16 protein-coding genes are annotated in these 25169 nt (G+C 63.1%); 11 read left to right on the top strand and 5 right to left on the bottom strand.

The features are described from left to right. The first annotated feature begins 6 nt into the window (after window positions 1-6). The 8 genes from GJA_RS26295 to GJA_RS16610 all read left to right on the top strand — a co-directional run bounded on the left by GJA_RS26295 (window position 7) and on the right by GJA_RS16610 (window position 15842). A complete protein-coding gene (locus GJA_RS26295; protein ID WP_051781001.1) occupies window positions 7-6336 on the top strand; it encodes a YDG domain-containing protein in 6330 nt (2109 codons plus the stop codon). Next, window positions 6308-7060 carry a FecR family protein gene (locus GJA_RS16640; RefSeq protein WP_038494280.1) on the top strand — a complete coding sequence of 251 codons (753 nt, stop codon included), beginning with the start codon at window positions 6308-6310 and terminating at the stop codon, window positions 7058-7060. The genes GJA_RS26295 and GJA_RS16640 overlap by 29 nt, the downstream gene beginning before the upstream one ends. Before the next feature lie 81 nt (window positions 7061-7141). Then, window positions 7142-9553: a heavy metal translocating P-type ATPase gene (locus tag GJA_RS16635; RefSeq protein WP_038494277.1), complete on the top strand. Its 2412-nt coding sequence runs from the start codon at window positions 7142-7144 to the stop codon at window positions 9551-9553. Continuing rightward, window positions 9550-9957: a Cu(I)-responsive transcriptional regulator gene (gene cueR / locus GJA_RS16630; protein ID WP_038494275.1), complete on the top strand. Its 408-nt coding sequence runs from the start codon at window positions 9550-9552 to the stop codon at window positions 9955-9957. The genes GJA_RS16635 and cueR overlap by 4 nt, the downstream gene beginning before the upstream one ends. Before the next feature lie 77 nt (window positions 9958-10034). Then, complete coding sequence (locus GJA_RS16625) at window positions 10035-10745, top strand: ABC transporter ATP-binding protein (protein ID WP_038494272.1); 711 nt, start codon at window positions 10035-10037, stop codon at window positions 10743-10745. After that, window positions 10742-12139, top strand: coding sequence for an ABC transporter permease subunit (locus tag GJA_RS16620; protein WP_038494270.1), 1398 nt, complete (start codon window positions 10742-10744; stop codon window positions 12137-12139). The genes GJA_RS16625 and GJA_RS16620 overlap by 4 nt, the downstream gene beginning before the upstream one ends. An 8-nt stretch (window positions 12140-12147) precedes the next feature. Next, on the top strand, window positions 12148-13614 hold the full coding sequence (locus GJA_RS16615; RefSeq protein ID WP_038494267.1) for an ABC transporter permease subunit: 1467 nt from the start codon (window positions 12148-12150) through the stop codon (window positions 13612-13614). Window positions 13615-13652: 38 nt separating this feature from the next. After that, window positions 13653-15842, top strand: a complete 2190-nt coding sequence (locus GJA_RS16610; RefSeq protein WP_242404563.1) for a TonB-dependent receptor — start codon at window positions 13653-13655, stop codon at window positions 15840-15842. A 171-nt stretch (window positions 15843-16013) separates the two neighbouring features. On the opposite strand, the gene GJA_RS16605 is transcribed toward GJA_RS16610, so the two are convergent. Beyond that, window positions 16014-16205, bottom strand: coding sequence for a heavy-metal-associated domain-containing protein (locus tag GJA_RS16605; protein ID WP_038494262.1), 192 nt, complete (start codon window positions 16203-16205; stop codon window positions 16014-16016). A gap of 66 nt (window positions 16206-16271) precedes the next feature. After that, window positions 16272-17213, bottom strand: a complete 942-nt coding sequence (locus GJA_RS16600) for a bestrophin family protein (RefSeq protein WP_038494260.1) — start codon at window positions 17211-17213, stop codon at window positions 16272-16274. A gap of 332 nt (window positions 17214-17545) precedes the next feature. On the opposite strand from GJA_RS16600, the gene GJA_RS16595 reads away from it, so the two are divergent. Continuing rightward, on the top strand, window positions 17546-18688 hold the full coding sequence (locus GJA_RS16595) for a thiolase family protein (protein WP_038494258.1): 1143 nt from the start codon (window positions 17546-17548) through the stop codon (window positions 18686-18688). A gap of 37 nt (window positions 18689-18725) precedes the next feature. Here GJA_RS16595 and GJA_RS16590 read toward each other — a convergent pair whose 3' ends face one another. The 3 genes from GJA_RS16590 to GJA_RS16580 all read right to left on the bottom strand — a co-directional run bounded on the left by GJA_RS16590 (window position 18726) and on the right by GJA_RS16580 (window position 22078). Then, window positions 18726-19250 carry a winged helix-turn-helix transcriptional regulator gene (locus GJA_RS16590; RefSeq protein WP_051780999.1) on the bottom strand — a complete coding sequence of 175 codons (525 nt, stop codon included), beginning with the start codon at window positions 19248-19250 and terminating at the stop codon, window positions 18726-18728. Window positions 19251-19364: 114 nt separating this feature from the next. After that, a complete protein-coding gene (locus GJA_RS16585) occupies window positions 19365-20948 on the bottom strand; it encodes a DHA2 family efflux MFS transporter permease subunit (RefSeq protein WP_038494253.1) in 1584 nt (527 codons plus the stop codon). Next, a complete protein-coding gene (locus GJA_RS16580; RefSeq protein WP_038494250.1) occupies window positions 20945-22078 on the bottom strand; it encodes an HlyD family secretion protein in 1134 nt (377 codons plus the stop codon). The genes GJA_RS16585 and GJA_RS16580 overlap by 4 nt, the downstream gene beginning before the upstream one ends. 190 nt (window positions 22079-22268) lie before the next feature. Between GJA_RS16580 and GJA_RS16575 the strand changes: the two genes are divergently transcribed. Next, complete coding sequence (locus tag GJA_RS16575; protein WP_081905458.1) at window positions 22269-23744, top strand: efflux transporter outer membrane subunit; 1476 nt, start codon at window positions 22269-22271, stop codon at window positions 23742-23744. A 209-nt stretch (window positions 23745-23953) separates the two neighbouring features. Then, the gene (locus tag GJA_RS16570; protein ID WP_038494247.1) at window positions 23954-25132 is read left to right on the top strand and encodes a lactonase family protein; all 1179 of its coding nucleotides are present in this window, start codon (window positions 23954-23956) and stop codon (window positions 25130-25132) included. The last annotated feature ends 37 nt before the right edge of the window (window positions 25133-25169 follow it).

Genomic DNA, 25169 nt, shown 5'->3' with positions numbered 1-25169 from the left:
AAGCTCATGAAAAATACCGATCCCGTCCTGCATAGCCGCCACGCCGTCCTGACTCCGCCGTTGCGGCGCAGCGCGCTGGCGCTGCTGGTTTCTTCCTGTTTTAGTGCCGCCTATGCGAATCCGACGCTGCCGCAAGTGGTCAATGGACAAGCGACGTTCAATCAGCAAGGCAATGTGTTTTCGATTACCAACACGCCGGGCACCATCATCAATTGGCAGAGTTTTTCGATCAACCCCGGCGAGCTGACCCGTTTTATCCAGCAAAACGCGAATAGCGCGGTACTCAACCGCATCACCGGACAAGACCCGAGCAAGATCCTCGGCGCGCTGCAATCGAACGGCAAGGTCTACCTGATCAATCCGAACGGGGTGCTGTTCGGCCGCGATGCGCGGGTCGACGTCAACGGCCTGGTGGCGTCCAGCCTCGGCCTGTCGAACCAGGATTTCCTGGCCGGCAAGATGAACTTCAGCGGCGCCGCCAGCGCCGGCGCGGTCAGCAACCAAGGCACCATCCATACCGGCGCCGGCGGCAAGGTAGCGCTGATCGGACCGAACGTCGTCAACAGCGGCGTGATCACCGCGCCGAACGGCGAGGTGATCCTGGCGGCCGGCCACAGCGTGCAATTGGCCGACCCGGCCAACCCCGGTTTGCAGGTGGTGGTGTCGGCGCCGTCGGACCAGGCCCTCAACGTCGGCCAGGTGATCGCGCAGGGCGGCAAGATCGGCATGTATGGCGCGCTGCTGAACCAGCGCGGCACCTTGAACGCGAACAGCGCGGTGATCGGCGAAAACGGCAAGATCGTCTTGCAAGCCAGCGGCAAGGCCCTGCTGGAAGCGGGCAGCCTGACCAGCGCCACCAATAGCGCCGGCAGCGGCGGCCAGGTCACGGTGCTGGGCGACCAGGTCGGACTGACCGGCAATGCGCGGGTCGATGTCAGCGGCGCCAAGGGCGGCGGCACGGTCTTGCTCGGCGGCGATTACCAGGGCAGGAATGCGGCGATTCCGAATGCCCGCCAGGTCTATCTGGGCAGCGATGCGACGGTGGCCGCCGACGCGATCGACAGCGGCAACGGCGGCAAGGTGATCGTCTGGGGCGACCAGACCACGCGTGTATTCGGCAGCATTTCGGCGCATGGCGGTGCGGCGTCCGGCGATGGCGGTTTTGTCGAAACCTCGGGCCATTACCTGGCGGTGGACGGAATCCGCGTCGATACCCGCTCCAGCCGCGGCAAGCAGGGCAACTGGCTGCTCGACCCTTACGATATCGAGGTGGTCGCCGGTAATGGCGGCATGCTGGGCGATGTCGACCAGTTCGGCGACGCGCCGGCCAGCGGCAGCACCTCGATCGGCGCCAGCCTGATTTCAAACGCGACCAGCAATGTGACGTTGCAGGCGCTGCACCGCATCACGTTCAACAGCGCCATCAACATGACCCAGGCCGGGGTCGGGCTGACCGCGCAGGCCGGCGAGTCGATCAATGTCAATACGGCGATCACCACCAATGGCGGCGCCGTGAAACTGTCGGCCAATGACGCCAGCAGCGGCAGTCCGAAAATTGCCGCGTCTAACGTCAATCTGGGTGCGGCGATCAGCACCCATGGCGGTGCGGTGACGATTTCCGGCGCCAACGTGGTGGGGCTCGGCAGCATCAATGTCGGCAGCGGCAACCTGGCGCTGATCGCCAACGAGGCTGGCGGCGGCATCAACCTGACCGGTACCGGCGATCAATTGAGCGGCAGCGGCGCGGCGGGCCAGACGGTCAGCCTGCAAGCCGATACCATCAATTTTTCCGGTGGCATCAATTTTGGCGGCGCAGCCAGCCAGGCCAGCGTCACCTTGCTGCCGTTGACCAATGGCCGCGCGATTTTTCTCGGCACCACGGCAGGCAATGCGCTGGGTTTGCTGAACGAAGAGTTGAACCGGATTTCGGCCGGCAGCTTGAACATTGGCAACAGCAACAGCGGCAATATTTCTACTTTCCAGACCATCGACCTGGCGCAAACCACCACCGGCACCGGGGTCAAAAACCTGACGCTCGAAAGCGGCGGCAATATCATCGTGTCGAACCCGTTGACCATGCGCCAGGCCGGCAGCTCCCTGCTGCTCAAGACCGGCGTCGGCGGCACCCTGGCCGTCGATGGCGGCGGCAGCCTGAGTGCGGCTAATCTGTTCCTGGAGGCCGATCAAATGAGCCTGGGCGGCAGTGCCGGCTCGCTGTCCGGCGACCTGGTCACGCTGGACCGGCGTTCCGCCGGCGAAATCGACGTCGGCAGCGGCGCCGCCGACAGCTCGACCAGCCTCGGCTTGACCGACGCGGAATTAAAAACCATCGGCGCCGGCCATATCACCATCGGCGGCCATACGTTCAATGGTCCGCTGAACCTGCTCGGCAGCCTCGATTTGAGCGGCTTGAGCAGCCTGAACTTGCTGGAATTGCGCACCAGCGGCGCGCTCAGGCTGGGCGGTCCGCTGATCGTCGGCAAGGATTTGATGGTTGCCGGCAGCACCATCAACGCGACCGGACTGGTCAACGTGGGCGGCGAATTTATTCTCGACGGCGGCGCATGGCTGCAAAACAGCGGCAGCTTGCCGGCGTTTTACGCCCATGGCTTCAATTTGCAGAATGGTACTTTCCTGCGCGTCACGGGCGGCGACGGCAGCAGCGCCTCGCCTTACCGTATCGCCGACATTTATGGCTTGCAGGGCATAAATACCCTGGGCATGGCAAACAACTATGCGCTAGTCTCGAATATCGATGCCAGCGGCACCGCCGGCTGGAACCAGGGCGGCGGTTTTGTGTCTATCGCCAGCGGCAATGTTTCAGGCTATTCCGGCACGTTCGACGGCGCCGGCCATGTGATCAGCGGCTTGACCGTCAGTACCGCCAATCAGCCCGGCACGTCCGGCGTCGGCCTGTTTGCCAGGTTGCAAGGCGGCACGCTGCGCAACCTGGCGCTGCAAGGCGGCAGCGTGACGGGACGCTACAATGTCGGCGCGCTGGTCGGCTTGAATGACGGCGGCACGCTCGACAATGTATTCAGCAGCAGCACGGTCAACGGCACCAATGCGGTCGGCGGCCTGGTCGGCGCGAATAGCGGCACCATCAGGAATTCCGGCGCCAGCGGCAATGTCAACGGCGTCAACTCCGACGGCGGCGGTGCGGTCGGCGGCCTGGCCGGCACCAACTTCGGCAGCGGACTGATTACCGTGTCGAGCGCCAGCGGCGCCGTCAATGGCGCGCGCGAATCGGTCGGCGGTCTGGTCGGCAGCAACCAGGCCAGGATCACGCAATCGTATGCGACCGGTAATGTCAGCGGTGCGCGCAGCGTCGGCGGCCTGGTCGGCAACAATGGCGCCGGCGGCACCATCAGCGACGCCTACGCCAGCGGCGCGGTGGGACTGGCGGCCGGCGCCGATGCGACGCTGGTACATGAAAACCTGGGCGGCCTGGCAGGCAGCAATAGCGGCGCGATCAGCAATGTGTTCAGCAGCGGCGCGATCAATGGCAGCGGTTTCACGGCGGTCGGCGGCGTGCTTGGCGCCAATGCCGGCGGCACGCTCAGCGGCGCTTACTGGAATACCGACAGTTCCGGCCAGCATAGCGACAATGGCGGCGCGACCGGTTTGAGCACGGCCCAGATGCAGCAGCAATCGAGTTTTGGCGGTTTTAATTTCGGCAATTCGGCGGTGTGGCGCATCTATAACGGCCATACCACGCCGTTGCTGAAAGCATTCCTGAAACCGCTGCAAGTGAATGTGTCGGGCGCCGCCGGCAGCAAGGTTTACGATGGCCAGTTCGCCATGTTCAACGGCACGCTGGTATATATCGGCTTGCTCGACGGCGATACCGGCGTCAACGGCTCACTGGGTTACCAGTCGGCGCGCAATGTCGGCAGCTATGCGCTGGACGGCTTGTGGTCGACCAAATATGACATCAGCATCAGCGGCGCCAATGTCTTGTCGATCACGCCGCGCGTGCTCGGCGTGACGGTCGGCGGCAGCAAGGTGTATGACGGCAGCACCGGCTTCGGCGGCGCCACCTATTCGCTCAGCAATGTGGTCGAGGGCGACCATGTCCACGCCAGCGGCAATGCGCAATTCCTCGACAAGAATGCCGGCAACGGCAAGACCGTCAACGCCAGCGGTCTCAGCCTGTCCGGCAATGAGCTGGGCAACTATGTGCTGGCGTCGGACACGGCCAGCGGCAGCGCCGACATCAGCCGCGCAACCTTGAATTTGGGCAATGTCAGCGGCATCAACAAGGTGTATGACGGCAGCAGCAACGCGGCCGTCAATGCGGCGCTGCTAGGCTTGTTCGGCAACGACCAGGTCAGCCTGGCGGACTTGCTGGCCAGGTTCAGCGACAAGAACGCGGGCCGTGGCAAGACCGTCAATTACAGCGGCAGCGGCGCGCTGTCCGGCTTGGATGCCGGCAACTACGTGCTGGGCGCGTACAGCGGCAGCATCAGCGCCGACATCACGGCGCGCGCGCTGAACCTGAGCTATTCCGGCGGCGGCAAGGTGTATGACGGCAGCAGCAATGCCACGCTGAACGTCGGCGACGACCGGGTCGCGGGCGATGCGCTGAGCGTGTCGCTGCACGCCAGTTTCGCCGACAAGAATGCCGGTAATAACAAGGTGGTATCGATCAACTCGGTGTCGCTGGGCGGCGCGGATGCCGGCAATTACACCTTGGTCTTGCCATCCGGTAACTGGCTGGCCAGCATCACGCCGGCGGCGCTGGTGTTGAATGGCTTGAGTGCCGGCAACAAAGTGTATGACGGCAGCAATCAAGCCTCTGTCAGCGCCTCGCTGGGCGGCGTGATCGGGCAGGACCAGGTCAACCTGGTCGGCGGCAGCGGCAGTTTTTCCGATAAGAACGCCGGCTCCGGCAAGGTCGTCACCGCCAGCGGCTTCGGCCTGTCCGGCGCCGATGCCGGCAATTACACGCTGGTCTCGAACGGCGGCACTACCCACGCCGACATTGCGCAAAAAGCGTTGTCGACCTGGGTCGGCGCCGGCGGCGGCTTGTGGAGCGACGCCGCCAACTGGGATGGCGGCGTGGTGCCGGAAGGCGCCAACGTGCTGGCGGTCGACTTTGGCGGCCTGAAAGGCACCGTCACGTACAACGCGGCGGCCGGCGATACCATCTTGAACAACTTGAACATGTTGGGCGGCTTGAACTTGAGCGGCGGCAACCTGAGTGTCGGCAATGGCAATCTGTCCAGCCTGAACCTCAGCGGCGGCGGCTTGCAAATCGGTAATTCCCTGACGGTGGGCAATTATCTGCAAAGCGGCGGCCTGTTGAGCGGCCTGGGTAATGTGAACATCAGCAACAGCTTCAGCCAAAGCGCCGGCAGCATCAATATCGGCGGCAAGCTGACAATCAAGCAGGCCAGCGGCGACTTGAATTTTGCCAACTTGACGGCACAAACCGTCAGCCTGAGCGCCAGCAGCGGCGCCATCGGCCAGAGCGGCGCGATCAATGCCGGCAGCCTGGACACGCAATCGCAAAACGGCGTGGTGCTGAACAATGCCGGCAACCATGTCGGCAATTTCAGCGCCAGCAACAGCGGCGCCGGCGGCATTACGCTGGTCAATACCGGACCGGCGTCCGGCTTGCTGTTGGGTAGCCTGAGCAGCGGTTCCGGCAATATCACGGTCAACAACACCGGTGCCGTCGAAACCCACGCGATCAACGCCAACGGCGGCAATGTGTCGATCACCGCGCACAGCCCGATCAATGTGCAGGGCGCGATCAGCGGCAACGACATCACGCTGGCGGCCGATACCGATATCGCTTTCGGCAATGGCGCGCAGCTCAATGCGGCGCACAATATCGCCGCCACCGCCGGCAACGACATCACGCTCGATGGCGCGGCAGGCTTGAACGCAGGCAATACCATCACGCTGACGTCGGGCCGCGGCGTGTTCTTCCGCGGCCAGTCGACGCTGGACGTGCAAGCGGGCGGCGGCATCAATCTGCTGGCGCAGAACGGCAATATCAGCGGCACGCCGGAGGTGCGCATCAACAGCCGCGGCGCGCCGGTATCGCTGCTGGCGCCGAAAGGCTCGATCTCGATGCCGTCGTCGATTTTCGTCGGCGTGCCGCCGCCACCGCCGTCTGTCCCGACGGCCAGCCAGGTGGCCCAGAGTTCCGCCGCCACGGTCGCCGTGATCCAGCAAGGCAACTCGTCGTCGAGTGCGACTGGCGCGGCAGGCGACGCCGCGAGCGGGCCGAAGGTGGCGGACAAGGACAAGACGCCGGCCAAGCCGGCGACCAGCGAGAAAGAAAATGGAAATCCAAATGACACCAAGAAAATGTATTGCAGCTAAGGTCTTGTTATGGCTGGCGCTGAGCCTGATGGGCGGCGCCGCCTGGGCCGGCCAGGTGGTCGGCACGGTAATCAACCTGAGCGGCCCGCTGATGGCAAAAAAAGCCGATGGCAAGGTCAAGATCCTGGCCGTCAAATCGGAAGTCGAGCAGGGCGATGTGCTGGTGACGGAAAAGAACACCTATGCGCTGGTGAAATTCATCGATAACGGTGAAATCACCTTGAAGCCGGACAGCGCCTTTGTGATCGACCAGTTTACGTTCGAAGCCGACCAGCCCGATAACGACCGCGCCTCGTTCAACCTGATCAAGGGCGGCTTGCGTTCGGTTACCGGCTTGCTCGGCAAGCGCAACAAGGAAAAGTTCTTGCTGAAAACCCCGCTGGCCACCATCGGCATCCGCGGCACCAACTTTACCGCCCAATATGTGCCGCTGATTCCGCTCGGCACCCCAGGTCCGGGCCTGGACGGACTGGCGCCGGGGCTGTATGTGCAGGTGCTCGACGGCATGATCCATGTGCAGAATAACGGCGGCCAGCAATCGTTCAGCGCCGGCCAGTTCGGGTTTATCCCGAGCGGCTTGATGGCGCCGATCATCGTGCCGCCGAATCCGAACCCGAATATCCAGTTTACGCCGCCGCCGGCATTTTCCAGCAGCAGCGGCACGACGTCACCGTCGGCCCAAGGGAATGGCAAGCCTGGCGATGTCGATTGCATCGTGCGCTGATTTCCCGATATTTTGCTTGACCTTCCCATCATGGGATAGTAAATCCTGTACTGTATTACTCATCAGTACAGGATTTACGCCATGCACCAGAACACTGCTACTACCTTCTCGCAATCGTTCGGCATCGAGGGCATGACCTGCGCCTCGTGCGTCGGCCGGGTTGAAAAAGCCCTGGGCGCGGTGCCGGGCGTCAGCCAGACCAGCATCAACCTGGCCACCGAAATGGCCCGCGTCACGTCGGCTACGCCGATTGCGCTGGCAACCTTGCAGGCGGCCGTCGAAAAAGCCGGCTACGCCATCGCCAGCAGCGACATCAGCCTCGGCATCGGCGGCATGACGTGCGCCTCTTGCGTGGGGCGGGTCGAGAAAGCGTTGCTCAAAGTCCCGGGCGTCAGCCAGGCCAGCGTCAACCTGGCCACCGAAAGCGCGCGCATCACCGTCAGCGGCGCGGTCGAGGCGGCCACGCTGATCGCCGCCATCGATGCGGCCGGCTACCAGGCCAGCCTGCCCAGGCTAGCTGGCGCGGCAAGTGTGACGGCGCCCTCGCGCGACGGTGTCAAAGTATTGCTGGCGGCAGTATTGTCGTTGCCGCTGATGCTGCCGATGCTGCTCGAATGGGCCGGCATCCATTGGATGTTGCCGGGCTGGCTGCAATGGGGACTGGCCACGCCGGTGCAATTCTGGCTCGGCTGGCGTTTTTACCGGGCCGGCTGGAAAGCCGTCAAGGCGGGCAGCGGCAATATGGATTTGCTGGTTGCGCTGGGCACCAGCGCCGCCTACGGCCTGAGTGTGTACCAACTGCTGGTGTATGCGGACGCGATGCCGTATCTGTACTTCGAGGCCTCGGCCGTGGTGATTACGCTGGTGCTGCTGGGCAAATGGCTGGAATCGCGCGCCAAGCGGCAAACCGCGTCGGCGATACGCGCACTGCAAGTGCTGCGTCCGGAATCGGCGCGGGTGCGGCGCGACGGGCAGGACAGCGATATCCCGGTGGCTGAAGTAACAGTGGGCGACCTGGTGGTGATACGTCCCGGCGAACGGGTCGCCGTCGATGGCGTCGTCGTCGACGGCGCCAGCCAGGTCAATGAATCGCTGATCACCGGTGAAAGCTTGCCGGTCGATAAACATGCCGGCGACCATGTCACCGGCGGTTCGATCAATGCCGATGGTTTGCTGGTGGTCAAGACCAGCGCGGTCGGCGCGGAAACCACCTTGTCGCGCATCATCCGCCTGGTCGAGGATGCGCAGGCGGCCAAGGCGCCGATCCAGCACCTGGTCGATAAAGTCAGCGCCGTCTTCGTGCCGGTGGTGCTGGTGCTGGCCCTGCTGACGGTGGCCGGCTGGTGGCTGGCGACTGGCCAGCTGGAAACGGCCATCATCAATGCTGTGGCGGTGCTGGTGATCGCGTGCCCTTGTGCATTGGGCCTGGCGACGCCGACCGCGATCATGGCCGGCACCGGCGTGGCGGCCCGCTTCGGCATCTTGATCAAGGATGCCGAGGCATTGGAAGTGGCGCACAACATCACCACCGTGGTGTTCGACAAGACCGGCACCTTGACGATCGGCAAGCCCGCGCTGGCCGCGGCCTTGCCGCACGGCGTCACGCAACAGCGCTTGCTGCAACTGGCGGCCAGCATCCAGCAAGGCAGCGAACACAGCCTGGCGCGGGCGGTGCTGGACGCCGCCGGCGCGCGCAAGATTGACGCCTTGCCGGCGACCGCGCTGGCCGCATTGCCGGGACGCGGCCTGGGCGCCACTGTCGATGGGCTGGCGCTGCAACTGGGCAGCACCCGCCTGATGAACGAACTGGGCGTCGACCTGGCGCCGCTGCTGGACCGCGCCAGCGCACTGGAAAATACCGGCAACACGATTTCATGGCTGGCCAGCAGCGGCGCCGCGCCGCAATTGCTGGGCCTGTTTGCCTTCAGCGACCAGATCAAGCCGTCCGCACCCGCTGCGATCGCTCACTTGCGCAGCCTCGGCATCCGCACCGTCTTGCTGACCGGCGATAACCAGGGCAGCGCCGACGCGGTTGGCGCGGCATTGGGCATCGACACGGTGGTGGCGAAAATGCTGCCTGCCGATAAAACTTCGAGCATCGAGGCATACAGGCAGGCGGGGCAGAAGGTGGCAATGGTCGGCGACGGCATCAACGACGCGCCGGCGCTGGCGGCGGCCGATGTCGGCATCGCCATGTCCACCGGCACCGACGTGGCGATGCATGCGGCCGGCATCACGCTGATGCGCGGCGATCCGGCGCTGGTGGCCGACGCGATCGACATTTCGCGCCGCACCTATGGCAAGATCCGGCAAAACCTGTTTTGGGCATTCATCTATAACCTGGTCGGCATTCCGCTGGCCGCGTTCGGTTTGCTCAATCCGATGGTGGCCGGCGCCGCAATGGCGTTCAGCTCGGTCAGCGTGATCAGCAATGCCTTGCTGCTGCGGCGCTGGAAAGCATCCGGCAAACAACTTCAGGAGGGAAAGCAATGAATATCGGCCAAGCGGCAAGCGCGACCGGCGTGTCGGCAAAGATGATCCGTTATTACGAAAGCATCGACCTGATCAAGCAAAGCGCGCGTACCGGCGCCGGTTATCGCACGTACACGGAGAAAGACTTGCACGCGCTGCGTTTTATCAAGCGTGGCCGCAGCCTGGGTTTTTCGCTGGACCAGATCCGTGATTTGCTGTCATTGTGGCAAAACGACCAGCGCGCCAGCGCCGACGTCAAGCACATCGCGCTGGCCCATGTCGCGGAACTCGATACGCGCATCGCCGAATTGACGGAAATGCGCGATACGCTGAACCACCTGGCCTTGTCGTGCCATGGCGACGACAGGCCGGATTGCCCGATCCTGCAAAGCCTCGGAACGCTGGACGGCGATTGCTGCCATTGACGTGCTCGCGGCCTTTAATTGATATTGATAAATCATTCTCATTAAGGTATTCTGTCGCTTTCTGATGAGAGTGACTTATGCTTGAAGCAATCGGTCTTACCAAGTGCTACGGCAAGAATACTGCCCTGGACAGTCTGGACCTGCGTGTCGGACCTGGCGAAATTTTTTGTTTGCTGGGTGCGAATGGCGCGGGCAAGACGACCACCATCAACCTGTTCCTGAATTTCATTGCGCCCAGCGCTGGAAGCGCATTGATCAACGGCGTCGATGTCACCCGTGATCCCTTGCGTACCAAGCAAGACGTTGCCTACATTCCAGAACAGGTCAACCTGTATCCGACCTTGTCCGGACTCGAAAACTTGCGTTATTTCTCGGCGCTGGCGCTGGGAGTGGAACTGACGCGTGAGCGCTTGCTGGGCTTGATGGAGCAAGTCGGCCTGGATCCGGCGGTGGCGGACCGGCGCGTGGCCGGGTATTCGAAAGGGATGCGGCAGAAGGTGTGGATTGCGGTCGCCCTGGCCAAGCAGGCCAAGGCCTTATTGCTGGACGAGCCGACCTCCGGCCTCGATCCCCATGCGGCCAATGAATTCTCGAGCCTGCTGACGCGCGCCAGCGCGAACGGGGTGGCGGTGCTGACCACCACGCACGACTTGTTCCACGCCCGTCATACCGGTACCCGGATCGGCATCATGAAGCAGGGCAAGCTGGTGGAAAATTTTGCCAGCCACGAGATCAGCGACCTGGAACTGCAGACCGTGTATCTGCGCCATATGAGGGCGTCGGCATGATCTGGCTGATTGCACGGCGCGACCTGCTCGAACGTTGGCGCGATGGCCGCCTGTTCTGGGCCGGCGGCATGATCATGGTGCTGTTGTTTACCGCACTGGCGATCGGCTATCAACACCGCCAGCAGGCGCGTGCCGAACAGCGCGCCGCCCAGAGTGCGGACTATGCCGATTGGCTCAAGCAGGGACGCCGCCACCCGCACGATGCCGCCCATCAGGGCATGCACGCGTTCAAGCCCGAGGCGGCATTGTCGCTGATCGACCCGGGCATCAATCCGTATATCGGCAGCACCATCTGGCTGCAGGCGCATCGCCAGAGCGAGGTGATGTTCCGGCCGGCGCAGGACGCCACCGGCCTGCAACGCTTTGGCGACCTGTCGGCCGGCTGGATCCTGCAGGTACTTGGGCCGCTGCTGGTGATCGTGCTGGGCTTTAACGCCTTTGCCGGGGAGCGCGAGCAAGGTATTCTGCGCCAGTCGATGAGCCTTGGCGTGCCGGCCTCGCGCATGTTGTGGGGCAAGGCGGGCGCGCTTGGACTCAGCCTGATTATTTTGCTGGCGCCGGCGGGCGTGATTGCCGGCATCGCCGCCATGGTCGCGGCGGATCCTGGCGCCGGCGCCGATACGCTGCTGCGTTTCTGCCTGCTGGTGCTGTGCTACTGCCTGTATCTGGCCGTCTTCGTCTTCCTGACCCTGGGCACGTCGGCAGCGGCATCGACCTCGCGCGTCGCGATCACGGTATTGCTCGCGCTGTGGATCGCTAACGCGGTGATCGCGCCGCGCGTGATCGCTGAACTGTCGCGTCGGCTCTATCCGACGCCGACCCGGCTTGAATTCAATCATCAACTCGACGCCGACCTGAAAGCCACCTCCGATCGTTTGTGGCAAGCGAATTTCGGGACCACCGAGCGCTGGGGACGCGACGTGCCGCTGTCCAAGTGGGGGCTTGCCCTTCAGTTGGACGATCACGCCAGCTATCCGGTTTACGATCGCAATTTCGGCCGGCTGTGGGACACCTGGGAGCGCCAGCAAAGCGTGCAGGAATGGAGCGGCGCCTTGCTGCCGATGCTGGCGATGCGTGCGCTGTCGACGAATGCGGCGGGAACCGACTTCGGGCATCACCGCAGTTTTACGACGGCGGCGGAACAGCATCGGCGGCTGATACAGGACATTGTCAGCGCAGATCTGGTACAGCACGCCGACGTACTGGGGGGGCAGCACTTCGCCTACCAATCCGGACCGGAATTATGGCAACGCATCCCGGCCTTCGACTACCACCCGCCAGCCGCCGGCTGGGCGATACAGCGCAGCTGGCGCAGCTGGCTGTCCTTGTGCGTCGCGCTGCTGCTGGCCGTCGTTTTTGCATGGCAAGCTAGCGCGCGCCAGCGCGCTTTTTAAGACATATCATGAAAAAAAACTCTCAAACGCGCCGTCTGCGCATGGTGATGGCCGAGGAGCTGCGCCTGCTCGCGGCGGACCGCAGCTTCTGGGTGGTCAGTATCGTGTTCCTGCTGCTGATAGGCTATGCCCTGTCGAACGGCATCCACCAGGCTACGCTGCACAGGGTTGCCCAGGCGGCCATCGTGCATGACGACCTGCAGCGGCGTGCGCAGCAATTGGTCAAGCTCGAACACATCATGACTGGCGACATCCTACCTGGCCCGTTCGACAATCCCGCCGATCCGACCCATATGGGCGGCGGCTACGGTGCGCACCACGCCATCCTGCCGCCTGCGCCGCTGGCGGCGATCGCATTGGGACAAGATGATTTGTTTCCCAGCCAATATAAGGTGACTTACGAAAGCAAGATCAGCTTCATCGGCAACAACGATATCGAAAATCCGTGGAATTTGCTTAGCGGCCATTTCGACCTGTCCTTTGTGGTGGTCTACCTGCTGCCTTTCCTGATCTTTGCGCTGGGCTACAACCTGTTGTCGGGCGAACGGGAAAGCGGCACGCTGCGCCTGCTGATGTCGCAACCGCTGGCGCTGTGGACATTGCTGATAGGTAAGGTCGTCAGCCGGGCCGGGATCTTGCTGGCCTTGGCGGTGCTGGTGCCGGCCATCACCTTGTTACTGGCGCAGCCAGGCGCGCTGGGCGGCAGTTTGCTGGCCCCGTTGTACTGGCTGGCCACGGTTGGCATCTATGCCTTGTTCTGGTTTGCGCTGGTGTTGGCGGTCAATGCGTGCGGCAAGTCGTCGGCGACCAACGCGATGGTGCTGATCATTGCATGGGTCACGCTGGTACTGGTATTGCCGGCCTTTCTGAATCTGGCGGTGAACCTGGCGCTGCCGTCGCCATCGCGTGCCGAGCTGGCGACACGCACCAGGGTACTGACCGCCGAGGCCATGGCGCGCAACAACAAGCTGCTCAGCACGGATTATGCCCATGTCGGCAAGCCCGGCGTACTGGTGCCGAAAGATGGCAGCATCCAGATGGCGGGGCGGCTGCGCGGCATGTTCTTCATCGAGCGCGAAGTCGACCAAAAGATCGCTCCCGAGCTTGCCCGTTTTGATCGCCAGCAAGATCGGCGCCAGGCGCTGGTGGTGCGCTACAGCTTCCTGTCGCCGGCGGCAGTGGCTGCTGAAGCGATGAGCGCCCTGGCCGGTACCGGACAACGCCGGCATGCCTGGTTCATGCAGCAAACGTCGGACTATCACGCCGCCTGGAAGCAATTTTTCTTTAGCCGCATCGATGCCGGCAAGGCCCTTGCCGTGGCAGATTTCGCCAACATCCCGCGCTTCAGCTGGCGCGAGGAAGACAGCGCGGTCGTCAGGCACGGGGCCTTGCTCGCACTGGCGCAGCTACTCGCGCCGTGCCTGTTGCTGCTGGCCTTTGCCGGCTGGCGCCTGCGCCGCTATCAAGTCGTCTGATCCATACAAAAAAATTAGTCAATGTCCATAACGGGAGAATGGAAAAAATGAACATCCAGGTATACAAGGCCGCCGCATTGGCGATGATGAGCGCCGGTACGGTAGGGGCCCAGGAGGTCGCGCCGCATCCGGTAACGGTGATCGAAGTGCCAGGCACGCGTGACAGCGGCATGGCGACATTGGATACCAATGCCGGAAGCGCCAGCAGGCTCGGACTGACGCTGCGCGAAACGCCGGCGTCGGTGGAAGTGATCACCCAGGACACCATGCAGGAACGGGGCGACCGTACCGTGCTGGACGCGTTGCGCGGCGCGGCCGGCGTGAGCGGCGGCAATCCGCCGTCGGCGCCGGCGAGCTTGTCTATGCGCGGTTTCAGCAACGTGCTGTTCCTGTACGACGGCATGCGCAGTTCCGCCGCCGGCATCACGAACCGCGTCGAAGACACATGGAACTACGAGCGCATCGACATTCTGAAGGGACCGGCCTCCGTACTGAACGGCGATACCGCGATTGGCGGCATCGTCAACGTCGTGACCCGCAAACCCGAGCGCAGCACCAGCCGGCAGGCCATGCTGTCCTACGGCAGCCACGGCGCGCTGCGTGCCGCCGTGGACCTGGGCGGAGCCGTCGGCGCCAATGGCGCTTACCGGCTGGACTATAGCCACAATGAAAGCAAACTGGGCACGGTGCCCAATGCTGGAGAGAAAATTGATCACCTGACCGGCGCCGTCCGCTTCGACGGGCCGGGCGATATCAAGGTTGAATTGAGCCTGGACTACTTGAAGGACAACAACAAAGGCTATTTCGGCACGCCGCTGGTGCCTCGCGCGTTTTCGACGGAACCGACCGGCGTGGTGAGTACGCCGGATGGCCGCGTCATCGATCGCCGCATTGCCGGAAATAACTACAACGTCCAGGACAACGAAAACAGTTCCGAAACCTATTGGGGAAGAATCAAGCTGAGCGGAAATATTGGGCCGGGATGGCGCTGGCAAAATGAATTGGCGCTCAATCAGGCGCAGCGCCTGTTCAAGAATTCCGAGAGCGCCGTTTTCACGAGTCCGGATAGCATCGTGCGTGACCAGACCTTGATTACTCACGCGCAGCATTATGTATCCGACCGTTTTGATGTCACTCACCAAGGCACTATTGCCGGCTTCGGCAACCGTTTCGTCGCCGGCGCGGAGCTGGGCAAGACCGGGTTTGATAGCGAACGACGGTTCTCCGACGGCAGTAATGCCACCCGCGCGCTGTTGACCACCTCCGCCCTGGCGCCCCAGGTCGGACTGTTCAACCCATCGCCGGTGCTCTCTGGCGGCGCCGGCAACCGGACCGATACCACGACCGATATCAACAGCGCGGCGCTGTTCATGGAAGACGCGCTGAAACTGGGTGAACGCTTTACGCTGGTCAGTGGCTTACGTTATGACCATACCAGCCTCGATCGTTCTGTCCGTGATTTGAACACCGGCAGCTTCAGCGCCTTCGGCACCACGCTGAACGCGACGTCGGCACGTCTGGGCGGCGTGTATGACTTCGACCAGACGAGCAGCGCTTACGCCCAGTACACCACCGCCACGCTGCCGGTCAGCACGCTTTTCCTGTACTCGGCAGCCAATACCGCATTTGAGCAATCCCGCGGCAAGCAGGCCGAGATCGGCTTCAAGCAAAGTTCGCAAGATGCGCGCCTGAGCTGGACGGCCGCACTGTACCGCATCGAACTGGACAATGTGCTGTCGCGCGACCCGAACAATGCGGCGCTGACAGTCAATAACGGAAAGCAATCGTCACAAGGCCTGGAATTCACAGCCGCATGGCGTGCGACACGGCAGTGGAGTCTGTCAGGCAACGCAGCGATATTACGGGCCCGCTTCGACAACCTGATCGAAGCGGGGGGAGTTTCGCGCATCGGCAACATGCCGACCAATGTCCCCGAGCGGGTTTACAATGTCTTTTCAACCTGGAAACCTGATGCGCTGCCGGCGGAACTCTTCCTGGGGCTGAATCATACCGGTCACATGTTTACCGACACGGCGAACCAGATCCGGATCAACGGGCATACTACGGCTGACGCAGGCATTACTTATCGGATCAACCATGCTGCGCTCACGCTACGCGTGCGTAATTTGAGCAACAAGCTGTATGCGGATTATGGCGGACGCGCGAGCAGCCAGGTATTGCTGGCGCCTCTCAGGACGGTTGAAATCGGCGCCACAGTCGACTTTTAATAGATGCCCGGTTGTAGCGGGCATCGGCTGGCGGCGCCGCTCATCATCGACATGGACTTGCGTGGGCAAGTCGCACGGCAGCCGCGTATCCAGCGCTACCTGGCATCGAAGCGGAGATTGCCGTGCAGTAAAGAGGCCATCTTCCGTCACTATCCGGAACTGGATGCGTGATTAATTGACGGGATAACCCGCTTCGACGATCGCCGAGCGAATATCGGCCACTGGCGCGGCGGAGTCGACCGCCACTTTTTTGGCGGCCAGGTCGACCGTCACCTTGGCTTGCGGATCGAGCGCCAGTACTGCCTTGGTGACCGAACTGACGCAGTGGCCGCAGCTCATGTTTTCGACTTGTAATTCAAGCATGACAGATACTCCTGATGATGGGTAGGACTGTACTGTAGGCCTTCCCTCCATGGGAAGGTCAAGCTTTTAATGGAGGCTGAAATCCTTGACCGCCAGCGGCGGCGGAATGCAGCTATCTTGCAGCGCTTCGCGCAAATTGATTTCAATCGCGCGGCACATCGCGCTCAACGGCAAGTCGTTGGCGTCGACGCCGAACGGTTCCTCGATTTCATCGCCGAGCGCATCGAGCCCGAAAAAAGTGTACGCGACGATGGCGACCACGAACGGCGTCATGAAACCCAGCGTATCGACCAGGCCGAAAGGCAGCAAAAAGCAATACAGGTAAGCGGTGCGGTGCAGCAGCAGCGTGTACGAAAACGGAATCGGCGTGCCCTTGATACGCTCGCACGATGCGGCCGCGCCGACCATCGCCGAAATCGTGCCGTCGACAGCCGCCGCCAGGCAGCCATCGATCTTGCCGTCTTTCACGGCGCTGGCCAAGTCGTGGCCCATTTGCAGCATCAGGTAATCGGCCGGATTCGACGATAACTGCGACGCCTGCCATTCCGCTTGTTGCAGCAGTGGTTGCAAGTCGTGCGCGCTGCTGCTGCCGCGCAATTGATGGCGCAGCGCATGGCAAAAAGCGATGGTCCGGTAAATCATGCGCACCCGCAGGTCGGTCAAGCCCAGGCCGGCATGGGCCGGCTGCCCGGCGCTGATCAGCGTCAGGCACTGGCGCGACAGGTTGCGGCTGCGCAGCACCAGTTCGCCCCACAGCTTGCGGCCCTCCCAATACCGGTCATACGCGGCATTGTTGCGAAAGCCGAGGAAAATCGCCAGCGGCAAGCCGATCAGCGTGAACGGGATCACCGTCAGCGTGATCTTCTGGTCGAACAGCACGCCGTGCGACAAGGTCACCAGCGTGGCGATCAGGGTATTGACGAACAGGGTGACACGGATGCGCGGCAAGACCGAACCGCGTACGATCAGGAACAGTTTTAACGCCGAGGGACGGTCGCGCACGATCATGCGGCGCTCCCTTGGTCTGATGCAAGATGGGTAGGCATGGGAAACAGGATGAGGCAGGGAGCAAGAGTATAGGCCTCGCCCCGGCGACTCGCCAATTCACAATGGCAATGCATAATATTCATTTGATGAATGATTATTTCTTTGTGCGGTGAATTTTTATATGACTTCTTTGGGGCAAGCTGAGCAAATTGTTCCATCAGAGAATACTCCATTCCAACAATAAAAAAACGGCCGACTTGCAAGCTTGCATGAAAGTTAATGCTTGACTTTTTAAAGTATGATCGTAATATATGTTGGCAGGCAGTTAAACCTCGAAACCACAGGAGTTGAACATGAAAGCAGTCATCAGTGCCTACGCGCGTTCGCCATTCCACTTTGCCCGCAAAGGCAAGCTGGCGGAAACCCGTCCCGATACCATCGCAGCGCAGGTGGTGCAAGGTTTGCTGGAGCGCAGCGGACTCGATCCGGCCTTGCTGGACGATGTGATACTCGGTTGCGCCTATCCCGAATCGTCGCAGGGCAATAACCTGGCGCGTATCGTGTCGCTGCTGGCCGGCTTGCCCGAACAGCTGGGCGGCATGACCGTCAACCGCTTTTGCGGTTCGTCGATGTCGGCGATCCACATTGCCGCCGCGATGATCGAAGCGGGCATCGGCGAAGCATATTTATGCGTCGGCGTCGAATCGATGACGATGGTGCCGCAAGGCGGGTTTAACTTTTCGCCGAATCCGTGGCTGTTCGAGCATGGCGACGCCTACATCAGCATGGGCGATACGGCGGAAAACGTGGCCCGCCAATATGAAGTCAGCCGTGCCGACCAGGAACTGCTGGCGCTGCAATCGCACCAGAAGGCGGCGCATGCGCGCTCGACCGGCTTGCTGCGCGATGAAATCGTGCCGATCATTAACGAGGCCGGCGAGACCGTCAGCGAAGACGGCTGTATCCGGCCCGGCACCAACCTGGAAGCGCTGGCCCTGCTCAAACCGGCCTTTGGCGAACCGGGCGTGGTGACGGCGGGCACCGCGTCGCCGCTGACCGACGGCGCTTCGGCGGTACTGGTGACCAGCGAGGATTTTGCGGCCAGGCACGGTTTGCTGCCGAGCGCGCGGATAGTCGCGATGGCGTCGGTCGGCGTCGATCCGGCCTTGATGGGCATCGGTCCGATTCCCGCCACCTGCAAGGCGCTGGCCATGGCCGGCATCGGCGTGCAAGACCTGGCGGTGGCCGAGATCAACGAAGCGTTTTCATCGCAGGCGCTGGCCTGCATCCGCGCACTGGGCATCGATCCCGCCATCGTCAACATCGATGGCGGCGGACTGGCGATCGGCCATCCGCTGGGCGCGACCGGCGCGCGCATCACCGGCAAGGCGGCGGCGCTGCTGGCGCGCAGCGGCGGCACCTCCGGACGCTATGCGCTGGCGACCCAATGCGTCGGCGGCGGGCAGGGCGTGGCGACGGTCCTGGAAATGATCTGATGGTATGCGCCGAGACATGCCGGCGCGCTCTTCATGCTCAAGGCGCAGGCGGCGTAGTCCCCAGCCGTTCTTGCCTGCGGCGCTCGGCGTTGGCCAGCCGCAGGCGCATATTGTCGCTGGCGGCCGGTCCCGGCACCATCATGTAGTGTTCATCGGTGAGCGGCAATTTCGCCAGGCTGTCGAAGACCACCGGCACGGCCGGCAAGCCGGTCTCGCGGTTGACCATTTGCATGCTGATGCCTTCCGGCGCAAAGTTTTCATTGCCCCAGGCGATCAAGGCGAACAATACCGGCCGGAATGAATGGCCCAGTTCGGTCAATACATATTCATGGCGCGCCGGCCGTTCATTGTACAAACGGCGCTCCAGCAAGCCGTTCTCGACCAGGTCGGCCAGCCGCCGGGTCAGGATGTTCGGCGCGATGCGCGTGCTTTTGACAAACTCGTCGAAGCGCGTCATGCCGTGGAAGGCATCGCGCAGTATCAGCATGCTCCAACTGTCGCCAACGCGTCCCATGCTGCGCGCTACCGGGCACAGCATGTCAGAAAATTGCGTAGGTTTCATGATTTACTCCTTATCGAACTGCCTGTGGGCGGCGCCACGCACACTGCCGCGCCAAGTGCGCCACATAAGTGCCGATTGTAACGGCTGGCCTGCGGCGGCGCCACCTTGCCTTGCCTAATGTGCATCGGCCGGCGGCGCTTTCGGCGGCGTTACCTTGCGCATCAGTGGTCCCATCAGGACGGCGATGGCAAACGCGACCATGATGAACAGGAACACATCGCTGAAGCTCTGGGTTTGCGCTTCGCGGTAAGTCAGCGCCCATAACTGTTGCAAGGCGCCGGTTTGCGCGGTCCAGCCGTCGTTGCCCAAGGCAGAGATGCCGCCCGCCACGTTGGCCAGCAAGCGATTCATCGCTTCGTTGCCGCTATTTAAATGTTCGGCCAGGCGCAGGAAGTGCAAGTTGGTGCGGTCGTTCAGGATCGTCGCGCACAGCGCGATGCCGATCGCGCCGCCCAGGTTGCGCATGGTGTTGAACAAGCCCGACGCCAGTCTCAGCCGTGCCGGACTCAAGCCGCCCAGCGTCAGCGTGACGGTCGGCGCGACGGCGAATTGCTGGCCGATGCCGCGCAACGCTTGCGGCAGCATCAGTTGCGCCGCGCCCCAGTCGTGCGTGATCGGCGCGAAATGGTACATCGACAGCGCGAAACAGCCGAGCCCGAACATCATCAGCCAGCGCAGGTCGACCCGGTTGCCGAGCATGGTGTACAGCGGGATCGACATGATCTGGAACACGCCGGTCGAAAATACCGCCAGTCCGATATCGAGCGCGCTGAAGCCGCGCACCCGGCCCAGGAATAGCGGGGTCAGATAAATGGTGGCGAAAATGCCGACCCCGGTAATAAACGAAAAGAAGCAGCCGAGCGCGAAGTTGCGGTCTTGCAGTGCGCGCAAATCGACGATCGGATGGTCATAAGCCAGGCTGCGCCAGATGAAACCGATGCCGCTCAAGCCTGAAATCCAGGCGGTGGTCAGGATCACGTGGTCGCCCAGCCAGCCCAGCCTTGGGCCTTCTTCCAGCGTGTATTCCAGGCAGCCGAGAAACAGCGCCATCAGCAGCATGCCCAGGTAATCGGCGTTGCGCAGCAGCGAGCGGTCGCCCCGGTCGATGCGCACCAGCATCGGCACCACCACGGCGACAAAAATACCCGGCACCAGGTTGACGAAAAACAGCCAGTGCCATGACGTGTGGTCGGTGATGAAACCGCCGACCGTCGGCCCCAGCGTCGGCGCCAGCGAGGCGATGCCGCCGATGGTCGCGGCGGCGATCACGCGCTGCTTGCCCTGGAAAAAGTAGAACGCGGTGCTGAACACCAGCGGTATCATCGAGCCGCCCAGGAAACCCTGCAACGCGCGGAACGCGATCATGCTCTGGATATTCCAGGCCAGGCCGCACAGCATGCTGGCCGCCGTGAAGCCGGCGGCCGAGGCGGCGAACAGCCAGCGCGTCGACATCACGCGCGACAGCCAGCCGGACATCGGGATGACGATGATTTCGGCGATCAGGTAACTGGTTTGCACCCACACGGTTTCATCGGCGCCGGCCGACAGGCCGCCGCCGATATCGCGCAGCGACGCCGAGACGATCTGGATGTCGAGCAGGGCGATGAACATGCCGGCGCACATGGTGGCGAAGGCAAGGATTTTCTGGCTGTTCGTTAATACGCGCGGTTGCCACGGCGCGCTGCCGGCGCCACTCATTTTGGCACCGCCGCGGTGCTTGCCGCGGCCGGACGCACGTCGATTTCAGCATTCACGGACAGGCCCGGACGCAAGGTGCCGAGCGTCGCATCCCTGGCGTCGAGCGCGATGCGCACCGGCACGCGCTGGACGATCTTGGTGAAGTTGCCGGTCGCATTTTCTGGCGGCAAGACGCTGAACTGGGCGCCGGTGGCCGGCGCCAGGCTGGCCAGCGTGCCGTGGAACACATGTCCCGGCAGCACGTCGGCGCTGATGCGCACCGGCTGGCCCGGCCGCATGCCGGCCAGCTGGCTTTCCTTGAAATTGGCGTCGACCCACAAGCCGCGCGCCGGCACCAGCGACAGCAACTGGCTGCCGGCCGACGCGTAGGCGCCGTTGCGCGCGCGGCGGTTGCCGATGCTGCCGTCTATCGGCGCCCGCAGCACCGTGTAGTCGAGGTTCAGGCGCGCCGTGTCGCGCCCGGCCACGGCTTGCGCCAGAGCCGCTTCGGCTTGCTGCTTGCGGGTGCCGATCACGTCCAGTTCGCGTTCGGCCGCCAGCAATTGGGCCTGGGTTTTCTGGTCGCCGGCCAGCGCCTGTTTATATTCGGCATCGGCCTTTTGCGAACTTTGCAGCGATACCGCCGCCTTGGCCGCCAGGTTTTGATAACGCAGCTGGTCGTCGCGCGCGCGGCTGGTTTCGGCGCGGCTGGCGCCGACCCCGGCGCGGGCCTGGGCGATCACCGCCTGTTGCAGCGCGCGGCTCGCTTCCAGGTTGGCCAGCAACGCTTGCGCGGCGGCCACCGCGCCGTCGGCATAGTCCAGCGCCGCGCGGTAATCGCGGTCGTCCAGCCTGGCCAGCACGTCGCCGGCGTGCACCACCTGGTTATCGCTGACCAGCACTTGCTGGATGTAACCGGGCACCTTGGCCGTGATGACGGTGATGTCACCGCCGACATAGGCATCGTCCGTTTCCTCAAGAAAACGGCCCTGGTTCCACCAGTGCGCGCCATACCAGATTGCCCCGATGGCAACCACGATGGCCAGCGGCAGCAGCACGCGGCGTTTCTTGTTGTGCGGCGCCGGCGCCGTGCTGCTGGCGGTCGGCAGGGGAATGGCCTGGACTTGTCCGGCCACGGTGGTGCTTGTCATGAGGGTTTCCTTGTTGATGCCAATCGGTGGAAAAGTCTTCGTACTACGGCCACCACGGAGGGGGACGAGGATTTTTCGCTGGTTAATTTCATGTTGCTTTCACTGTGCAAGTAACTATATACTTGTCACTTGCATTTTGCAAGTATTGAATTTCCGGCGTCAATCAGCGCGCCTTCAAAGGAGTGAACAGATGAAGTATCAAATCGAAACGCGGCCGCTCAGCCTGCGCCTGGGTAGTGGCCGTCTGGCGGCGCTGACGGCGGCCATGCTCCTGGCCGGCTGCGTGGCGGGACCGGATTACCGCGCGCCGGACTCGGCCATGCCAGCCGCCTACCGCGGCCAGGCGGCGCTGGAGGCGCACAATGCGCGCCAGACCGGTGCCGCGCCGGCGCTCGATAGCTGGTGGAGCGGTTTTAACGATGCCGCGCTGACCCGCATCATCGGCCGTGTGCTGGCCCAGAACCTGGACCTGGACGCCGCCCTGGCGCGGGTCGAGCAGGCGCGCGCTGCGGCGCGCCAGGCCGGCGCGCAACAATTGCCGTCCGGTGCAGTCAGCGCCAGCGTGGTGCGCCAGAACCAGTCGTTGCAAGGTCCGATCGGCGTGATCGGCAGTAACTTGCCGGGTTATTACCGCAATCAATCGATCTACGACGCCGGTGTCGGCGCCAGTTGGGAGCTGGACCTGGCCGGCGGCTTGCAGCGCGGCGCCGAAAACGCCAGCGCCGAAGCGCAGGCGGCCGAGGCCGACCGGTTGGGCGTGCGCATCTCGGTCGCCGCCGAGGCGGCCGATGCTTATTTCCGCGTGCGCGGCGCGCAACGCCGGATCGCCACCGCGCAAGAGCAAGTCGGCACCAGCCAGCGCTTGCTGGAACTGGTGCGTTTGCGCCAGACAGACGGCTTGTCGGCCGAGCGCGAAACGGCGCAGGCCGAGGCGCTGCTGGCGCAGGCGAAGGCGACCATCCCGCCATTGCTGGGCGAACGCGATATCCAGTTGAACCGGCTGGATGTGCTGATGGGTGCCCAGCCCGGCACCTATGCGGCGGAACTGGCGCAGACCGAGACGGAGACGCTGGCGCTGGCGCCGGCGATTGTCAGTTCGCAAGGCCCGGCCGGCCTGCTGCGCCGCCGTCCCGATGTGATCGCCGCCGAGCGCCGCCTGGCCGCGTCGAACGCCCTGATCGGCGTGGCCAGCGCCGAATATTATCCAACCCTGTCGCTGTCGGCATTGCTGGGATTTTCCAGCCTGGGCAGCGCCGGCTTTGTATCGGCGGCGTCGCTGCAGCCGCAAGCGGTAGCCGGCTTGCGCTGGCGCCTGTTCGATTTCGGCAAGGTCGACGCCGAAGTGGCGCGCGCCAAGGGCGCCCATGCCGAAGCGCTGGCGCTGTACCGCAAGTCGATGTTGCGCGCCACCGAAGACGTGGAAAACGCCATCGTCAGGCTGACCCAGCTGGAAGCCGAACATGCCGAGGTACACCGGCAAGTGACGGCCGAACAGCGCGCCCGCGACGCCGCGCAACAAGCGTATCTGGGCGGCGCCACCAGCTTGTACGAAGTATTGCAGGAAGACCGGCAATTGCTGGCCGCCCGCGACCAGCTGGTGCGTATCAACGCCGACCAGGCGCGCGCGGCGGTGGCGGCTTTCCGTGCGCTGGGCGGCGGCTGGTAATACATTTGAGAGGATGAGTGCGTTATGTACGTCTGCGCAGCGTTGCCCTCATTCCTCAACGTGATCACAAAAGTTTCGTCTGCTTGTAACCAAATAGCGCCAGTGAGCGAAGTATCTTGCAGAACCTCACGGCGCTAGCACCCGGCCGATGGATTCACAGCGAGGTGGTCGATCCCGACCGCGTCAGACGAAACTTTGTGGAGCATTGAATGATCAAGAATTTTTTAATAGCGAGTGCGGTAGCGACCTTGTTGGCGGCCTGCGGTGGTGGTAGCGACAACCAATCGCCGCCTATCGCCGCGCAGTTGTTTGCACAGACCAATGACAGCGACAATCTGGTGGTCCAATATTTGCGCAACACGGATGGCACGCTGACCGCGATGGCGCCGGTCAAGACTGGCGGCAAAGGTACTAATGGTGTTAACTATTTCATGGGAAATACGGTGGCGCCCGATGCGCTGACCAGCAATCACAGCGTGGTTGTTTCCGACGATGGCAAACAGCTGTTCGTCGCCAATGCGGGCGACAATACCGTCAGCGTCTTCACGATTACGCCGCCAAGCGGCCTGACGCTGCTGGGCGTGTCGTCCACCGGCGGCATCCGGCCCACTTCGCTGGCCTGGAACAACGGGATCTTGTACGTGACCCATCAGCAGGGCGCTAACGAGCTCGGCGCTTACCGCGTCGGCGCCGACGGCAAGCTGACGCAGCTGGGCCAATATGCGGTGCTGCAGCAGGATGCATTGCCTACCGAAGTGTCGATCAGTCCGGACCATAAATTCGTGGTCGTCAACGGTTTCCTGAGCTCCCTGTCGCCGGTCACGCCGGGCAATACGCTGCTGGCTTTCCCGATCAATGCCGATGGCACGCTGGGCAAGCCGGTCAACTCGGCCACGGTTGGCGCCGGACCATTTGGCGGCGTCTTCGGCCACGGCGCGCTGGCGAACGTGTATCTGACGGCCGACGCAGCCGGCACCACGGCGAGTGCCTACAGCTTTGCGCCTGGCGGCGCCTTTACCTCATTGAGCGCCCCCGTCACGGTCACTGGCCAGAAAGCGCCGTGCTGGATCGCCATCACGCCAGACAACCATTTTGCCTACGTCAGCAACGGCAGCGGCGCCGTGTCCCAGTTCTCGCTTGATGCTGGCGGCCGCCTGACGCTGGTCAACGCCGCCGCCGCCACCGAACCTGCGCTCAAGGCTGGCGGATCCAGCTTCGCGGCCGACGCCTGGGTCAGTCCTGATGGCAAGTTCCTGTATCAGGATTTCGCCGGCAACGACAAGATCGTCGTCTACGCCATCGGTAGCGATGGCGCACTGACGCGGCGCGGCGAGCAGACCGTGGGCAGCAAGTCCGGCATCAGCCTGCAAGGCCTGGCCGGCATCTAAATAGATGACCTTAGGATCACCGTACCGGCTGCATGGT

This window comes from Janthinobacterium agaricidamnosum NBRC 102515 = DSM 9628 (assembly GCF_000723165.1).
GTDB classification, from domain to species: Bacteria; Pseudomonadota; Gammaproteobacteria; order Burkholderiales; family Burkholderiaceae_D; genus Janthinobacterium; species Janthinobacterium agaricidamnosum.
Note: the sequence above shows the minus strand (reverse complement) of the source record. Positions and strands in the feature narration are given on the sequence as shown.

Bases quoted from the DNA above. Each gene is read 5' to 3' on its own strand.
- GJA_RS16615 (WP_038494267.1), top strand. From the start codon at position 12,148: ATGAAAAAAAACTCTCAAACGCGCCGTCTGCGCATGGTGATGGCCGAG.
- GJA_RS16625 (WP_038494272.1), top strand. From the start codon at position 10,035: ATGCTTGAAGCAATCGGTCTTACCAAGTGCTACGGCAAGAATACTGCC.
- GJA_RS16585 (WP_038494253.1), bottom strand. From the start codon at position 20,948: ATGAGTGGCGCCGGCAGCGCGCCGTGGCAACCGCGCGTATTAACGAAC.
- GJA_RS16595 (WP_038494258.1), top strand. From the start codon at position 17,546: ATGAAAGCAGTCATCAGTGCCTACGCGCGTTCGCCATTCCACTTTGCC.
- GJA_RS16610 (WP_242404563.1), top strand. From the start codon at position 13,653: ATGGAAAAAATGAACATCCAGGTATACAAGGCCGCCGCATTGGCGATG.
- GJA_RS16600 (WP_038494260.1), bottom strand. From the start codon at position 17,213: ATGATCGTGCGCGACCGTCCCTCGGCGTTAAAACTGTTCCTGATCGTA.
- cueR (WP_038494275.1), top strand. From the start codon at position 9,550: ATGAATATCGGCCAAGCGGCAAGCGCGACCGGCGTGTCGGCAAAGATG.
- GJA_RS16605 (WP_038494262.1), bottom strand. From the start codon at position 16,205: ATGCTTGAATTACAAGTCGAAAACATGAGCTGCGGCCACTGCGTCAGT.
- GJA_RS26295 (WP_051781001.1), top strand. From the start codon at position 7: ATGAAAAATACCGATCCCGTCCTGCATAGCCGCCACGCCGTCCTGACT.
- GJA_RS16620 (WP_038494270.1), top strand. From the start codon at position 10,742: ATGATCTGGCTGATTGCACGGCGCGACCTGCTCGAACGTTGGCGCGAT.
- GJA_RS16580 (WP_038494250.1), bottom strand. From the start codon at position 22,078: ATGACAAGCACCACCGTGGCCGGACAAGTCCAGGCCATTCCCCTGCCG.
- GJA_RS16640 (WP_038494280.1), top strand. From the start codon at position 6,308: ATGACACCAAGAAAATGTATTGCAGCTAAGGTCTTGTTATGGCTGGCG.
- GJA_RS16590 (WP_051780999.1), bottom strand. From the start codon at position 19,250: ATGAAACCTACGCAATTTTCTGACATGCTGTGCCCGGTAGCGCGCAGC.
- GJA_RS16635 (WP_038494277.1), top strand. From the start codon at position 7,142: ATGCACCAGAACACTGCTACTACCTTCTCGCAATCGTTCGGCATCGAG.
- GJA_RS16570 (WP_038494247.1), top strand. From the start codon at position 23,954: ATGATCAAGAATTTTTTAATAGCGAGTGCGGTAGCGACCTTGTTGGCG.
- GJA_RS16575 (WP_081905458.1), top strand. From the start codon at position 22,269: ATGAAGTATCAAATCGAAACGCGGCCGCTCAGCCTGCGCCTGGGTAGT.